The 15,864-nt window shown below is 39.2% G+C and carries 16 protein-coding genes; 15 read left to right on the top strand and 1 reads right to left on the bottom strand.

The window, feature by feature from the left end:
• Position 1 precedes the first annotated feature (1 nt).
• From def to spoVM, 10 genes are all read left to right on the top strand, one after another.
• Positions 2-487: a peptide deformylase gene (def, locus tag RCG25_RS18130; protein WP_308080220.1), complete on the top strand. Its 486-nt coding sequence runs from the start codon at positions 2-4 to the stop codon at positions 485-487.
• Complete coding sequence (fmt, locus tag RCG25_RS18125) at positions 484-1,428, top strand: methionyl-tRNA formyltransferase (RefSeq protein ID WP_308080219.1); 945 nt, start codon at positions 484-486, stop codon at positions 1,426-1,428. Before def ends, fmt begins: the two co-directional genes overlap by 4 nt.
• A 1-nt stretch (position 1,429) precedes the next feature.
• Positions 1,430-2,776: a 16S rRNA (cytosine(967)-C(5))-methyltransferase RsmB gene (rsmB, locus tag RCG25_RS18120; RefSeq protein ID WP_308080218.1), complete on the top strand. Its 1,347-nt coding sequence runs from the start codon at positions 1,430-1,432 to the stop codon at positions 2,774-2,776.
• 45 nt (positions 2,777-2,821) lie between these two features.
• Positions 2,822-3,913, top strand: a complete 1,092-nt coding sequence (gene rlmN / locus RCG25_RS18115) for a dual-specificity RNA methyltransferase RlmN (RefSeq protein ID WP_308080217.1) — start codon at positions 2,822-2,824, stop codon at positions 3,911-3,913.
• 4 nt (positions 3,914-3,917) lie between these two features.
• Entirely contained in the window at positions 3,918-4,670 is a 753-nt protein-coding gene (locus RCG25_RS18110; RefSeq protein WP_308080216.1) for a Stp1/IreP family PP2C-type Ser/Thr phosphatase, read from the top strand.
• On the top strand, positions 4,671-6,647 hold the full coding sequence (gene pknB / locus RCG25_RS18105) for a Stk1 family PASTA domain-containing Ser/Thr kinase (protein ID WP_308080215.1): 1,977 nt from the start codon (positions 4,671-4,673) through the stop codon (positions 6,645-6,647).
• Positions 6,648-6,745: 98 nt separating this feature from the next.
• Positions 6,746-7,627 carry a ribosome small subunit-dependent GTPase A gene (rsgA, locus tag RCG25_RS18100; protein ID WP_308080214.1) on the top strand — a complete coding sequence of 294 codons (882 nt, stop codon included), beginning with the start codon at positions 6,746-6,748 and terminating at the stop codon, positions 7,625-7,627.
• Position 7,628: 1 nt separating this feature from the next.
• Positions 7,629-8,273 (top strand): ribulose-phosphate 3-epimerase, encoded by a 645-nt coding sequence (rpe, locus tag RCG25_RS18095; protein ID WP_308080213.1) that lies wholly within the window; start codon positions 7,629-7,631, stop codon positions 8,271-8,273.
• 245 nt (positions 8,274-8,518) lie between these two features.
• The gene (locus RCG25_RS18090; protein WP_308080212.1) at positions 8,519-9,166 is read left to right on the top strand and encodes a thiamine diphosphokinase; all 648 of its coding nucleotides are present in this window, start codon (positions 8,519-8,521) and stop codon (positions 9,164-9,166) included.
• Between the two features lie 104 nt (positions 9,167-9,270).
• Positions 9,271-9,354 carry a stage V sporulation protein SpoVM gene (gene spoVM, locus RCG25_RS18085; RefSeq protein WP_035445740.1) on the top strand — a complete coding sequence of 28 codons (84 nt, stop codon included), beginning with the start codon at positions 9,271-9,273 and terminating at the stop codon, positions 9,352-9,354.
• 201 nt (positions 9,355-9,555) lie between these two features.
• Here spoVM and rpmB read toward each other — a convergent pair whose 3' ends face one another.
• On the bottom strand, positions 9,556-9,744 hold the full coding sequence (rpmB, locus tag RCG25_RS18080) for a 50S ribosomal protein L28 (RefSeq protein ID WP_007087786.1): 189 nt from the start codon (positions 9,742-9,744) through the stop codon (positions 9,556-9,558).
• A 291-nt stretch (positions 9,745-10,035) separates the two neighbouring features.
• Here rpmB and RCG25_RS18075 point away from each other — a divergent pair, with 291 nt between their 5' ends.
• The 5 genes from RCG25_RS18075 (at position 10,036) to recG (ending at position 15,842) form a co-directional block, all read left to right on the top strand.
• Positions 10,036-10,398 carry an Asp23/Gls24 family envelope stress response protein gene (locus RCG25_RS18075; RefSeq protein WP_144548976.1) on the top strand — a complete coding sequence of 121 codons (363 nt, stop codon included), beginning with the start codon at positions 10,036-10,038 and terminating at the stop codon, positions 10,396-10,398.
• Positions 10,399-10,436: 38 nt separating this feature from the next.
• Entirely contained in the window at positions 10,437-12,116 is a 1,680-nt protein-coding gene (locus tag RCG25_RS18070) for a DAK2 domain-containing protein (RefSeq protein WP_308080211.1), read from the top strand.
• Positions 12,117-12,229: 113 nt separating this feature from the next.
• Positions 12,230-12,892 (top strand): L-serine ammonia-lyase, iron-sulfur-dependent subunit beta, encoded by a 663-nt coding sequence (sdaAB, locus tag RCG25_RS18065; RefSeq protein ID WP_308080210.1) that lies wholly within the window; start codon positions 12,230-12,232, stop codon positions 12,890-12,892.
• 21 nt (positions 12,893-12,913) lie between these two features.
• Positions 12,914-13,810 carry an L-serine ammonia-lyase, iron-sulfur-dependent, subunit alpha gene (gene sdaAA / locus RCG25_RS18060; RefSeq protein ID WP_308080209.1) on the top strand — a complete coding sequence of 299 codons (897 nt, stop codon included), beginning with the start codon at positions 12,914-12,916 and terminating at the stop codon, positions 13,808-13,810.
• Complete coding sequence (gene recG, locus RCG25_RS18055; protein ID WP_308080208.1) at positions 13,794-15,842, top strand: ATP-dependent DNA helicase RecG; 2,049 nt, start codon at positions 13,794-13,796, stop codon at positions 15,840-15,842. Before sdaAA ends, recG begins: the two co-directional genes overlap by 17 nt.
• The last annotated feature ends 22 nt before the right edge of the window (positions 15,843-15,864 follow it).

Here is a 15,864-nt window from a genome sequence, read left to right as displayed (position 1 = left end):
TTTGGCAGTAAGAAATGTTGTTATTCATCCTGCAGAGATACTAGAGCAAAATTGTGAGGCAGTGTTGAATTTTGATAAGAAGCTAGCGAAAATACTAGATGATATGTATGATACGATGATTGAATATGACGGGGTGGGTCTAGCCGCACCCCAAATAGGATTGAATGCACGGATTGCCATTGTTGATATTGATGACGAATTAGGGACTATTGAAATGATTAATCCCCGTGTTCTAGAAACATCGGGCGAACAGACAGGTCCTGAAGGCTGTTTAAGTTTCCCAGGATTATTTGGTGAGGTGACAAGGCCTAATTTTGTTAAGATAGAGGCATTTGATCGAAAAGGCAGGAAATATACTTTAGAAGCAGAAGAGTTCCTGGCTAGAGCGATTCAACATGAAATTGACCATCTTAACGGAATCTTATTTACATCAAAGGTAACAAGATACCTTGAGGAAGATGAGTTAAAAGGAGTAGAAAGTGAATGACGAAAATTGTTTTTATGGGTACCCCGGATTTTTCGGTCCCTGTTCTTCAAAAAATTATTGAGGACGGCTATGAGGTAATAGGCGTAGTCACTCAGCCTGATAGGCCGGTAGGAAGAAAAAAGGTGTTAACCCCACCTCCTGTTAAAGTGGAAGCCTTGAAACAAGGCATCCCCGTTTTCCAACCAGAAAAAATCCGTCAAGAAGAAGAGCTTAGTAAAATCCTTTCCTTAGAGCCGGATCTTATTGTAACAGCTGCTTTTGGTCAAATATTACCTAAAAAGCTGTTGGATGCTCCTAAATACGGCTGCATAAATGTACATGCATCCCTTCTGCCAGAACTTCGTGGCGGTGCCCCAATCCACTACGCTATCATTCAAGGGAAAAAGAAAACCGGTGTGACAATCATGTATATGGTAGAGAAATTAGATGCCGGGGATATTTTAACAACTGTGGAGGTTCCAATCACTGAAGAAGACAACGTAGGAACACTCCATGATAAGTTAAGTGCTGCTGGATCAAAATTGTTATCAGAAACCTTGCCACTTTTATTAGATGGAAAGCTTACCTCACAACCTCAAAATGAGGAACAGGCTACATTTGCATCCAATATTAAACGTGAGCAGGAAAAGATTGACTGGAGCCAGACAGGTGAACAAATTTATAACCATATCCGTGGATTAAACCCGTGGCCCGTTGCTTTTACCACTATGGAGGGGCAGGTAGTGAAAATTTGGCGAACCGAAAAAGTTGCTGACTCAAAGAGAAATGAGCCAGGAACGATTGTAAAAATAGAACCAGACGGATTAATAGTAAGTACAGGAAATGAAACGGCTATAAAAATCCTAGAGCTTCAGCCTTCAGGTAAAACCAAAATGATGAGTGAGCAATTTTTACGCGGTGCTGGTTCAAAAATATCATTAGGCAGTAAGCTGGGAGAATAAAATGACAACGAAGAAAAATAATGTACGTGAAATTGCCTTGGACCTATTAACAACAATTGAGAAAAACCAATCATATAGCAATTTACTTCTTAACACGACGATTGAAAAAAATGAGCTGTCACAAAAAGATGTAGGATTGTTAACGGAATTAACCTATGGAACCTTGCAAAGAAAAATGGCCTTGGACTTCTACCTGAATCCGTTTATCAAAGATAATAAAAAGTTAGCTGATTGGATTCATCATTTACTCAGGCTTACGCTTTATCAGATGGTGTATCTTGATCGTATTCCAGATCGAGCAGCTATCTACGAAGCAGTAGATATTGCGAAGAAGCGAGGACATAAAGGAATTGCCAGTTTGGTAAATGGAGTTTTACGAAGTATACAAAGAAAAGGACTCCCTTCATTAAATGAAATTTCTGATCCAAACAAAAGATTAGCAATGGAAACAAGTCATCCAGAATGGCTCGTAACTAGATGGGTGGATCAATTTGGGTTTGATAAAACAAAAGAAATGTGTGAAATTAACTTAACAGCACCAATGCAAACAGCAAGAGTGAATCTGACAAAAATTTCGCGAGATGAGTGTGTTGCTCTTTTAGAAGAGGATGGCTTTCAAATTGAAAAAAGTCCTATAATTCCTGAAGCAATTAGATGTTTAAAGGGAAACTTAGCTTCCACGATTTCCTTTAAATATGGAATGTTTACCATTCAGGATGAAAGCTCCATGCTTGCTACTTACGCATTAGGGGCAGAGAAAGATGAGTTTGTCCTCGATGCTTGCGCAGCACCTGGTGGAAAAAGTACACATATTGCTGAAAAGATGAATAATACGGGTGAAGTGATCTCGGTTGATCTCCATCAGCATAAGGTACGATTAATTAACGATAACGCAAGCCGTTTAGGGTTAGAAAATATTAAAACAAGTGTATCTGATTCTAGACATTTACAAGATAAGTTTAAGGATGTATTATTTGACCGCATTCTTCTCGATGCTCCATGTTCTGGCCTTGGAGTAATGAGACGAAAGCCCGATATGAAATATACAAAAACTGAAAAAGATTTAGAGCGGTTAAGTACCATACAGCAGGATTTATTGAAGTCAGTATCGCCTTTACTAAAAAAGGGTGGCATTCTTGTCTACAGTACATGTACAGTGGATAAAGAGGAGAATGAAAATACTGTATTGAAGTTCTTGGAGAATAATCCAGACTTTGAACCTGATTTAACTTTTAAAGATAGGATGCCGGAAGCTGTTCAGCCATTCATAACAGGATATGATTTGCAAGTCTTTCCACAGGACTTTGGCTCAGACGGTTTTTATATTGCAGTACTAAAAAAAGTATAAGCGCCTAGGTGCTGAAGTTAGACAATTGAAAGAAGGTGTAAACAGTTGGAACAATTAAATACAACTGAGAAGAAAACAACATTAGATAATAACCTACCCTCCATCTATTCCTTGGAGCTTCATCAATTAAAGGAATGGTTATCAGAGAATGGAGAAAAACCATTCCGTGCAGAGCAAATCTTCGATTGGCTTTACAAAAAAAGAATTACTTCTTTTGAAGAGATGAGCAACTTAGCAAAAGGCTTAAGAGATAAGCTAGCAAATCATTTTCAAATCACTACCTTAAATACGGTCATTCAACAGACTTCAGCTGATGGAACGATTAAGTTCTTATTTGAACTTCATGATGGATATTCGATTGAAACCGTTCTAATGCGTCATGATTACGGTAACTCCGTTTGTGTTACAACTCAGGTTGGCTGTCGAATTGGCTGTACTTTTTGTGCATCGACATTAGGTGGATTGAAAAGGCATCTAGAAGCAGGCGAGATTGTTGCCCAAGTAGTTAAGGTACAACAGGCACTTGATGAAACAGAGGAACGTGTAAGCTCTGTGGTCATTATGGGTATTGGTGAACCATTTGATAACTATGATAATATGATGTCTTTTCTAAAAATAATCAATCATGATAAAGCACTAAATATCGGAGCGCGGCATATTACCGTTTCGACTAGTGGTATTGTACCTAAAATTTATCAGTTTGCTGATGAAGATTTGCAGATTAATTTTGCTATTTCACTCCATGCTCCGAATACGGAATTGCGTTCAAGGTTAATGCCAATCAACAAAGCCTATAAACTTGATGACTTAATGAAAGCAGTACGATATTATATCGATAAGACAGGTCGTCGAATTAGCTTCGAATACGGTCTTTTTGGTGGAGTGAATGATTCTACAGAGCATGCAGAGGAATTAGCAACTCTTTTAAATGGGGTTAAATGCCATGTGAATCTTATTCCAGTTAATTATGTCCCTGAAAGGGATTATGTTCGTACTCCAAGGGACAAAATTTTTGATTTTGAAAAAACACTTAAAAAACGTGGTATTAATGTGACAATTCGCCGAGAGCAGGGGTCAGATATTGCTGCAGCATGTGGACAACTTCGTGCAAAGGAGCGAAAAGAGGAGACGAGGTAAATATATGAAAGCAGTTTTCATGACAGATCGAGGGAAAGTACGACTTCATAATGAGGATGCTGGAGGAGTATTTGTAAACCAGGACGGTGATCGCCTAGCCATTGTTGCTGATGGGATGGGAGGTCACCGTGCAGGTGATGTTGCCAGTGAAATGACAATCACACAATTAAAAAATGAATGGGAAGCCTCTAAAGGGATTTCTACTGCTGAGGAAGCCGAGCGATGGTTGAAGGAAAAAATAACAATAGTGAATCAAATATTGTTCGACCATGCGACGAATCATCCTGAATGTGATGGAATGGGTACAACGATCGTTGCGGCTATAGCCACTGATCGCTTTGCAACTTTAGCTAATATTGGAGACAGCCGTGGCTATATTTATAATGAATCTGGATTTAAACAGGTTACAGAAGACCATTCACTTGTAAATGAACTGGTGAGGTCTGGACAAATCTCGAAAGAAGATGCCGAACACCATCCAAGAAAAAATGTGTTACTCCGAGCTTTAGGAACAGAAAAAATGGTTGAAATGGATACTAAAACCATAATGTTCGAAGAAGGGGATATTATCCTTTTATGTTCAGATGGTCTTTCAAATAAAGTAAGTGAAAAAGAAATGATGACCATTCTTTTAAATGAAGATCATTTAGAACAAAAAGCAGATTCACTTATCTCACTAGCCAACAACTACGGTGGAGAAGATAACATTACACTGGCTATTGTAGAGTTTAGTGATGTCAGCGAGGGTGATGCATAAATGATGATTGGAAAAAGATTAAGCGGCCGCTATAAAATCTTGGATATGGTTGGCGGAGGCGGAATGGCTAATGTTTATTTAGCGCATGATATGATCCTAGATCGTGATGTGGCTGTTAAAATGCTTCGCCTTGATTTTGCCAATGACGAGGAATTTATCCGGAGATTCCGTAGGGAAGCTCAATCAGCAACAAGTCTTGCACACCCTAATATTGTTAGTATTTACGATGTGGGCGAAGAAAATGATTTATATTATATTGTGATGGAATATGTGGATGGACAGACATTAAAACAATACATACAGCAGAATACTCCATTAAAAGTCGAGGATGCCATCGGGATCATGAGACAGTTAACTTCTGCCATTTCTCATGCTCATCAAAATCATATAATCCATCGTGATATTAAGCCTCATAATATCTTGATTGACCATGATGGGAATGTAAAGGTGACTGATTTTGGAATTGCTATGGCACTAAGTGCAACAAGCATCACACAGACTAATTCAGTCTTAGGCTCTGTTCATTATTTATCACCCGAGCAAGCACGTGGTGGAATGGCAAATGGAAAGTCGGATATATATTCCTTAGGAATTGTTATGTTTGAATTATTGACTGGCCGGCTCCCATTCTCGGGTGAATCAGCCGTATCCATCGCTTTAAAGCATCTCCAATCGGAAACACCTTCCGTAAGAAGGTGGAACTCAAGCATTCCACAAAGTGTGGAGAACATTGTTCTTAAGGCAACTGCCAAAGATCCTTTTCATCGTTATAACAGTGTAGAAGAAATGGAAGAAGACTTACGCACAGCGCTTGACACAGAAAGGGTAAATGAAGCAAAGTTTGTTATTCCGATAGATAATGATGCGACAAAAGCAATTCCAGTTATAACAAATGATAAACCCCTTAAAAATTTGGATGAAACATTAGTTCATAGTAATGAGAAACCATTGCCTGGTCCAAAAGATGACTTAAAGGAGGGCTCCGGCAAAAAGAAACGTAAAAAGTGGCCGGTAATATTAATATCTACCTTTCTTGTATTAGTCATTCTTGGATTATTAGCAATTACCTTTTTACCTGGATTATTATCTGCGAAGGATGTAAAAATCCCAGATGTAAGCGGCATGGAGTTGGATGAAGCAATATCCAAGCTCAAGCTAAGTGGGTTAGAAGTGGATAAAAAGATTGAGATCGAAGATGAAAACGTAGAAAAAGGAAATGTGGTAAAGACTAATCCTGAAAGCGGCACGACAGTAAAGGAAAATTCAAAAATAAACCTTTATATCAGTACAGGCAAAGAAAAATTTGAACTATCCGATTATGTGGGCCGGCAATATGAAGATGTCATTCGTTTGTTGGATAATTATAATTTCAAAGATATTAAAAAAATCGAGAAACACGATGATAGTGAGCCTGGAACCATCATAAGTCAGAATCCTTCAGGTGGCGAAAAGGTTGTTCCTGAGGAAACTGAATTAGAGTTTGAAGTAAGTAAGGGGCCAGAAAAAATTGTATTAAAGGATTTAACACAATACAATTTAAAAGGTGCGCAAGATTATGCGGCTCTAGTAGGATTAACCCTTGATGCTTCACAAGAAAAATATGATGATAATATCCCTGCAGGTATGGTTATGTCCCAATCACCTGAACCAGGAACCGAGTTGAAAAAGGGAGACAAGGTGACGGTCGTGATATCAAAAGGGAAAGAAGATAAACCACCAAAAGAGGTTATCATTGAACTAGATATTCCGTTTGAGCCAGCAGTTCCAGGAGAGCCCGGTCAGAAGCAGCTTGTTACGATCTTGATTGAGGATATGAATCATAGTATGACAGAACCTGCAGAGACCTTCTATATTACGGAAAATACAAAGAAACAAATTAAATTGATGATTCCGTACGGGAAGAAAGCCGGCTACAAGGTCATTCGTGATTCAAAAGTTATTATTGATGAAAATAAAAACTACTCAGATGTGGAATAAATGTAGCTAAATCTGCCTGTATAAAAATGAATGCGCTCGTACAGATTTTAAAGGGAAGCCTAACGATTTGTTTAGAATGAGAGGCAAGGAGTGTAGCTATGCCTGAAGGAAAAATTGTTAAAGCATTAAGTGGTTTTTATTATGTTCTTCAGAATGAAAGACTGATCCAGTGTAGGGGAAGAGGCGTCTTTCGGAAAAACAAGATTACCCCACTTGTGGGAGATGAGGTCGTTTTTCAAGCGGAAAATGATTTAGAAGGATACATTTTAGAAGTGAAAGAGCGCAAAAATGAATTGGTGCGACCACCCATTGCCAATGTTGATCAGGCTATTCTTGTGTTTTCGGCTGTTGAACCTGACTTTAGTACAGTACTATTGGATAGGTTTCTAGTTTTAGTTGAGTATAATCACATCGAACCACTAATCTGTATTACAAAAATGGATTTAACAAATGAAGCGCAAAAACAAGTGATATCTGAATTCGCAGAACACTATCGGAAAGCTGGTTATGAGGTCATTCTTACATCATCAGAAACAGAAATGGGGATTGAATTGTTAAATCCACATGTGGAGAATAAAATTTCTGTTTTTGCAGGTCAATCGGGAGTAGGAAAGTCTTCCTTATTAAATGTACTGAGACCTGATTTAGAACTAAAAACAAATGATATATCATCCCATCTAGGCCGAGGGAAGCATACAACAAGACATGTTGAACTCATTCAAATTGGCCAAGGTCTCATTGCAGATACACCAGGATTTAGCTCATTAGAATTTACAAACATTGAAGCAGAAGAGTTAACTTTTTGTTTTCCGGAGATACAAAGAGCCAGTGAGAATTGTAAGTTTAGAGGATGTTTGCATGTGACTGAGCCTAAATGTGGAGTAAAATCGGGAGTTGAATCAGGTGAAATACCGGGTTACCGGTATCAACATTATGTGGACTTCCTCCAAGAAATAAAAGATAGAAAGCCGAGGTACTAACATGGTGAAAATAGCACCCTCAATTCTTTCAGCAGATTTTTCTAAATTAGGAGAAGAGGTTTTAGCTGTTGAGAAAGGAGGAGCTGACTACATTCATATTGATGTCATGGATGGTCATTTTGTACCCAATATCACAATTGGTCCACTTATAGTGGAAGCTATTCGTCCAGTCACAAAATTGCCGCTTGATGTTCATTTAATGATTGAAAATCCTGATCAGTATATAGAAGCGTTTGCTAAAGCGGGAGCTGATTATATAACTGTTCATGTGGAAGCATGTCGTCATCTCCACCGGACCATTCAGAGTATTAAAGCATGTGGAATTAAGGCAGGGGTGGTCTTAAATCCAGCGACCCCAGTTGAGACCATCCAACATATTATTGGTGACATTGATATGGTGTTATTAATGTCAGTCAATCCAGGGTTTGGGGGACAAACATTCATCCCTGAGGTTCTTCCCAAAATCAAAAAAGTAAAAGCGTTAGCTGAGCAAAAAGGGGTAGATATCGAAATCGAAATTGATGGCGGTGTCAACCCTGAAACAGCAAAGGATTGCATTGAAGCAGGGGCAACTGTCCTTGTTGCAGGATCAGCTGTATATAATCAACCTGACTATGCAAAAGCAATTTCATTAATAAGAGGCTAGAAAGAAGAGGTTGACACGCAGTCAGCCTCTTTCCTTATTGAAAAAGGCTGTGTTAAGGAACATTGAAAATTTTATATCCTGTTGATTGGAGTGGAAGGCGCGAAGACTCCTGTGGGAGTACGGTTCAGGGGAGACCCCGCAGGCGTAAGCGCCGAGGAGGCTCGCCGAAACGCCCACGAACCGCTCGCGCCTGGAACGGAAATCAACAGACAAGTTTAACAAAGCCATAAAAAAGGGGACTTGTAATGATTATTAACATACTAGCGGGAGGTCCAGAAGACCTGCTCCCGGACTTAACAGAATATATAGAAGAAAACAGCATTTGGATTGGAGTAGACCGCGGAGTATATCATTTATTAAGAAAAAACATCAAACCAACCATAGCATTTGGAGACTTTGATTCTGTATCACAGGAAGAATGGAACTTCATTGAAGGACAGGTTTCTGAACTTAAGAAATTTAAACCAGAGAAAGACGAAACTGACATGGAACTTGCCCTTAACTGGGCATTAGAGCAAAAACCAGCTATTGTCCGATTATTTGGGGCAACCGGGGGAAGATTAGACCATTTATTGGCCAATGTCCATCTTTTGTTAAACCCTTTAAGAGCAAAAAACCCCGCTCATGTGACCGTGATCGACCGCTTTAACACGGTTTTTTTAAGTGATCCAGGAAGCTATACCATTGAAAAAAGGAAAGGACAAAAATACATTTCATTTGTACCGTTAACCCTTGAAGTTAGTAATCTCACACTGGAAGGCTTTAAATTCCCATTGAAAAACCGGCATATTTCACTTGGGTCGACACTATGTATTAGTAATGAACTTATTAGTGATTATGGTACTTTTTCATTTTCCGAAGGCATATTAATAGTGATAAGAAGTCACGATTAATAGGCAAAACTATTAGGTACTGATTTCGTTCGTTAGAATAAACTGTTAGGGCGTACGAAAAAAGTGAGATTAAATAAGCAGGGAGATTTGTGAGGAGGGACAGTATGAAATTTTATACAATTAAACTGCCAAAATTTTTAGGCGGACTAGTCCGAGCGATGATTGGGGCATTTAAAAAGAATGAATAGAAATATATAAAAGTACAAGAATGGTATCGTTTTTAATTAATACCCTTTTTTTGGCACCCGCCTCGTCTGGGTGCTTTTTATTTTCTTAATTGGGAATAATAAAAGAATGGAGTACATTTGTACTTTTTTGTTCAAATACTTAGTAAATCCTTTTTGGGCAAAAAGAAAGAGCATCCAAAGATAGGATGCTCAGGTCCTTTATTATACGCGTTCTACTTTACCTGATCTTAACGCTCTTGCAGAAACCCAAACACGCTTAGGCTTTCCATCAACAAGAATACGTACTTTTTGTAGGTTAGCACCCCATGTACGCTTGTTTGCGTTCATAGCGTGTGAACGTGCGTTACCAGTTGTTGTTTTCTTTCCAGTGACTACACATTTACGTGGCATAATGATTTCCCTCCTTAACTACCAAAAGGCTTTATACAGCTATCTTTTAGATGCTCATCTGGATATAGAAAATTGACTAACCAAATTTTCTAGTCTTGAGATACCTTAATAATTTATCACACAACCCAATTGAATGCAATAGTTGTATATAAACCTTTCAAGAAAAAAACCTTGACATAGGTATTAATTAAATGCTCTTATATTATACAGGCAAGTATGACTTTCAATATTGGGTTGACTATAGTAAAATGACTGTAGTCAAGGAGCAATTTTCCAAAGGGGGAACGATTCATGTCCATCGAATTAAAAACTAAGTACGGACAAATTGATATTTCAAACGAAGTAATCGCTACCATTGCCGGAGGAGCAGCTATCGAATGCTATGGTATCGTCGGTATGGCCTCTAAAAATCAAATTAAAGATGGGATTACGGAAATACTACGAAAAGAAAACTTTACTCGAGGCGTAATTGTGCGCCAGGAAAATGAGGCATTACATATTGATATGTACATTATTGTTAGCTATGGAACGAAGATTTCCGAAATTGCCCACAACGTGCAATCAAAGGTTAAATATACCCTCGATAAGACAGTTGGACTTGCCGTTGACTCGGTAAATATTTACGTTCAGGGAGTTCGAGTAACGAATCCGTAAGTTCGTACTGCGAACCGCAAGTAGAGGAGGAAAATTTTGTGTCAATAACAGCATTAGATGGAAAACGTTTTGCCGAAATGGTAATTCAAGGTGCAAATCATTTGGCAGCAAATGCTAAAATGGTTGATGCTTTGAACGTTTTTCCTGTGCCCGACGGTGATACTGGAACAAATATGAACTTATCAATGACCTCCGGGGCGAAGGAAGTAAGAAATAATGTTCAGGAACATATTGGTAAAGTTGGAGTTTCCCTTTCAAAAGGGTTGCTAATGGGAGCACGTGGAAATTCAGGAGTTATTCTTTCCCAATTATTCCGCGGCTTTTCTAAAGCGGTTGAATCGAAAGCTGAGATTTCCGCGAAAGATTTTGCGCAAGCATTAGACGCAGGCGTAGAAACAGCTTATAAAGCGGTAATGAAGCCTGTAGAAGGAACGATCCTAACAGTTGCGAAGGATTCGGCTAAGAAGGGTGTGCAAGTTGCCCAAAAATCCAATGATATTATTATGATCATGGAAGAAGTGGTGAAAGAAGCAAAGGCTTCATTAAAGCGTACGCCTGATTTACTACCCGTATTAAAAGAAGTAGGTGTGGTAGATAGTGGCGGACAAGGACTTGTTTTCGTTTACGAAGGCTTCCTTGCAGTTTTAAAGGGTGAAGAGCTTCCTGAATCTCCTATTACTCCTTCAATGAACGAAATGGTTAATGCTGAGCATCATAAAAGTGTCCAGAGTCATATGAATACAGCGGATATTGAATTTGGATATTGTACAGAATTCATGGTAAGGTTTGAAGCTGATAAGGTGACTAAGCATCCATTTGATGAAGGCGATTTCCGTAACGATCTAAGTAAGTTAGGTGATTCTTTGTTGGTGATTGCTGATGAAGATGTAGTAAAAGTGCATATTCATTCTGAGCAGCCTGGTGAAGTATTAACCTACGGACAAAAGTATGGAAATTTAATTAACATGAAAATAGAAAACATGCGTCAGCAGCATTCTAATATTGTAGGTGAATCCCATACAGCAAAAGATTCCGAGCTTCCTAAAGCTCCAAAAGAACTTCAAGAATACGGAATAGTTACTGTTTCGATGGGTTCAGGAATTGCGGAATTATTTAAGAGTATTGGTGCGCATGCTGTCATTGAAGGCGGGCAGACGATGAATCCGAGCACGGAAGATATCGTTAAAGCCGTTAAAGAAGTTAATGCAAAAAAGGTATTTATCTTACCGAATAACAAAAATATTATCATGGCCGCTCAGCAGGCAGCTGATGTTTCAGACGAAGAAATTTATGTCATCCCGTCAAAAACGGTTCCTCAAGGACTATCAGCATTGTTAGCTTTCAATCCTTCAACAGATGTGAAGGCTAATGAGTCTGCAATGATGGACGCCCTACAGCATGTTAAGACGGGACAAATTACGTTCGCCGTTCGTGACACGCAAATTGATGGCTTAGAAATTGAAAAAGATGATTTCATGGGCATCTCTGAGGGGAAAATTGTTATTAAAAACAAAGACAAAGAAAACGCAGCGAAAGAACTGCTTTCTCAGATGTTAGACGAAGATTCAGAAATCTTAACCATTATCTTCGGTGAGGATGTTACAGAGGAAGAAGTAACCAGTCTTACACAATTTGTGGAAGAAAACTTTGCTGATGTTGAAATAGAAGTACATAATGGTGGTCAGCCATTATATTCTTTTATCTTTTCAATTGAATAAGGAACGGCTAAAATAGAAGGGGTTACCCTTCTATTTTTTTTTGATATAAGTGTCGTTTAATAAATATAAGAATAATGTTTAGAGATAGATTAAGGCAAAGGGAGAGAATGCATGTGAAGTATAGAAGTGTGTTCGACATTATTGGTCCGGTTATGATAGGCCCATCCAGTTCACATACGGCAGGGGCCGCGAGAATAGGTCGTGTGGCAAGAAGTTTATTTGGCAGAGAACCCAAATGGGCAAATATCTCATTGTATGGGTCCTTTGCAAAAACGTATAAGGGTCATGGAACAGATGTAGCCATTGTTGGTGGATTATTAGATTTTGACACAGATGATAAAAGAATTATAAATGCGATTGATATCGCAGAAGCTAGTGGCATGAAATTACGTTTTATAGAAGAAGATGCTGTGACAGATCATCCCAATACAGCTAGAATCTTCATTGGCGATCATGATGGGGAACTAGAGTTAGTAGGAATCTCAATAGGCGGTGGGAAAATTGAGATTACTGAGCTTAATGGCTTTGAACTAAAGTTATCAGGGAACCATCCTGCTATTCTTGTTGTTCATAACGACCGTTTTGGAGCCATAGCTGCTGTTTCCAACACTCTTGCTAAATATGAAATAAATATTGGTCACATGGAGGTAGCCCGAAAAGAAAAAGGGAAACTGGCACTGATGACTATTGAAGTGGATCAAAATATGGATGATAGCATTTTACTAGAGCTTGAAAAACTTCCAAATATTTTAAAAGTGACCAAAATTGTAGATTAACAACTAGAGGGAGGAAGATATGTGTTTCGTAATGTTGCTGAATTAGTCGAACTTGCCAATAGTCAAAATAAAAAAATCTCAGAAATTATGATAGAACAGGAAGTTTCCGTTACAGGGCGAACAAGAGAAGAAGTCTTTGCATTTATGGACCGAAATCTAAAAGTGATGGAAGAAGCTGTTGAAAGAGGGATAAAAGGAGTTTCCTCTCATTCTGGATTAACCGGAGGCGATGCAGTTCTTTTACAAAAGTATATTGAAAAGGGTAATTTCTTATCAGGAGAAACGATTCTTGATGCAGTAAGTAAAGCTGTCGCTACGAATGAAGTGAATGCAGCAATGGGAACCATCTGTGCTACACCAACGGCAGGTTCTGCTGGTGTAGTTCCAGGAACCTTATTTGCTGTTCAAAGGAAGCTTAAGCCAACTCGGGAGCAAATGATTTCCTTTCTATTTACTGCAGGGGCATTTGGTTTTGTTGTTGCAAATAATGCTTCTATCTCAGGTGCTGCTGGAGGCTGTCAGGCGGAAGTTGGGTCAGCTGCTGGAATGGCTGCGGCTGCAATTGTTGAACTGGCAGGCGGTACCCCGGAGCAGTGCGCAGAAGCGATGGCCATTACACTAAAGAACATGCTTGGTTTAGTTTGTGACCCAGTTGCAGGGCTTGTAGAGGTTCCGTGTGTGAAACGAAATGCGATGGGTGCTGCAAATGCGATGGTTGCAGCTGATATGGCGTTAGCAGGCATTACAAGTCGTATTCCATGTGATGAGGTCATTGACGCCATGTATAAAATTGGTCAATCGATGCCTACAGCACTAAAAGAAACTGCGCAGGGAGGGTTGGCGGCTACACCGACAGGTCGAAGACTCGAAGCGAAGATTTTCGGTATACCGCTCAAAGATAGTGAATCCAAATCTTAACCAATCAATTACAGTCTTAAAGGGAATTGGTGAAGAAACTGCTGAGATATTCTCAGAAATGAAGATTTTTACGATTCAAGATTTACTGGAGTATTTTCCATATCGTTATGAAGATTATTCGTTAAAAGAACTGACGGAAGTACAGCATGATGAGAAAGTAACGGTTGAAGGGAAGGTTCATAGCGAGCCTTCTCTTGTCTATTATGGCAGGAAGAAATCCAAATTAACGTTCCGTCTTTTTGTTGGATCGTACTTAATTAAAGTAGTTTTTTTTAATCAGCCCTATTTAAAAAATAAAATTATGATGAATGAAACCATAACTGTAACGGGAAAATGGGATGCACATCGGCAAACCATAACAGCCAATGAGATGCAGGCAGGACCAAATGCAAAATCCAAAGACTTTGAGCCCGTTTACTCATTACGAGGGAAGTTAACAATTAAGGGAATGCGGAAATTTATTCACCTGGCCTTCCATCAATACGGGGGTGATCTTGAGGAAACTCTTCCGACTGCTTTTGTAAAAAAATATCGTCTCTTGGGCAGGCAAGAAGCATTGAGAGTCATGCATTTCCCTGATAGCCCGGAGGAAGTGAAGCAGGCAAGACGTCGTTTTGTTTATGAAGAGTTCCTCTTATTTCAATTAAAAATGCAGGCATTGAGGAAATTTGAGAGAGAGCATTCTCCAGGAGTAGAACAAAACTATGATTTAACTAAAGTAAAGGATTTTATTGAAGGTCTTCCTTTTCCATTAACAAATGCTCAAAAACGAGTGGTTAATGAAGTGTTGTCGGAGTTAAAATCTAAACTCCGCATGAACCGCCTTTTACAGGGAGATGTTGGGTCTGGTAAGACAGTGGTTGCTGCGATTGGTTTATATGCCAGTGTAACAGCTGGTTATCAAGGGGCGCTTATGGTCCCAACTGAAATCTTAGCTGAACAGCATGCAGAATCATTAAAGAATTTACTTGAACCGTTTAAGGTGAAATGCGAGCTATTAACAAGCTCCGTTAAAGGAAAACGCAGGAGGGAAATCCTGCAAGAATTAGCAGAAGGAAAAGTAGATATATTAATTGGTACACATGCCCTGATTCAAGATGAGGTGATCTTTAAGAAGCTTGGTTTTGTTATTACCGATGAACAGCATCGTTTCGGGGTGGAGCAGCGAAGAGTATTAAGGGAAAAAGGAGAGAATCCTGATGTACTTTTTATGACAGCCACTCCGATTCCTCGGACATTAGCGATTACGGTCTTTGGTGAAATGGATGTTTCCATTATTGATGAGATGCCAGCGGGAAGAAAGGCGATTGAAACCTACTGGGCAAAGCCAGAAATGCTAGAGCGTGTACTTTCCTTTGTCGAAAAAGAATTAAGGAAGGGACATCAAGCCTATGTTATATGCCCGTTAATTGAGGAATCTGACAAGCTTGATGTTCAAAATGCAATTGATGTGCATACTACTTTAAACCACTATTTTAAGGACCGTTATAAAGTGGGGCTTATGCATGGACGCTTGAGTTCAGAAGAAAAGGATTCTGTTATGAAGGCTTTTAGTATGAACGAAGTACAGGTACTCGTTTCAACTACTGTGGTGGAAGTAGGGGTAAATGTACCGAATGCAACGATGATGGTTATTTATGATGCAGAAAGATTTGGGTTGTCTCAGCTCCACCAGCTTCGCGGGCGTGTGGGGCGTGGTAGTGATCAATCGTATTGTATTTTACTTGCCAATCCAAAGTCAGAGGTTGGTCAAGAGAGAATGAGAATCATGACAGAGACAACTGATGGGTTTGTACTTAGTGAAAAGGATCTTGAATTAAGAGGACCTGGTGACTTCTTTGGTCGAAAACAAAGCGGTGTGCCTGAATTTAAAGTAGCTGACATGGTTCATGATTACAGAGCCCTCGAAACAGCACGAAATGATGCTGCAATGCTGATCCAATCAGAGGTATTTTGGAACGAGCCAGACTATGAATACCTAAGAAAAAAACTAGAAGAATCAGGAGTGTTAGAAGGCGAAAAGCTAGATTAAAACTTGGTATTATGTTGAGTGA

It is taken from the genome of Neobacillus sp. PS2-9 (assembly GCF_030915525.1).
In the GTDB taxonomy this organism is placed as follows: domain Bacteria; phylum Bacillota; class Bacilli; order Bacillales; family Cytobacillaceae; genus Neobacillus.
Note: the sequence above shows the minus strand (reverse complement) of the source record. Positions and strands in the feature narration are given on the sequence as shown.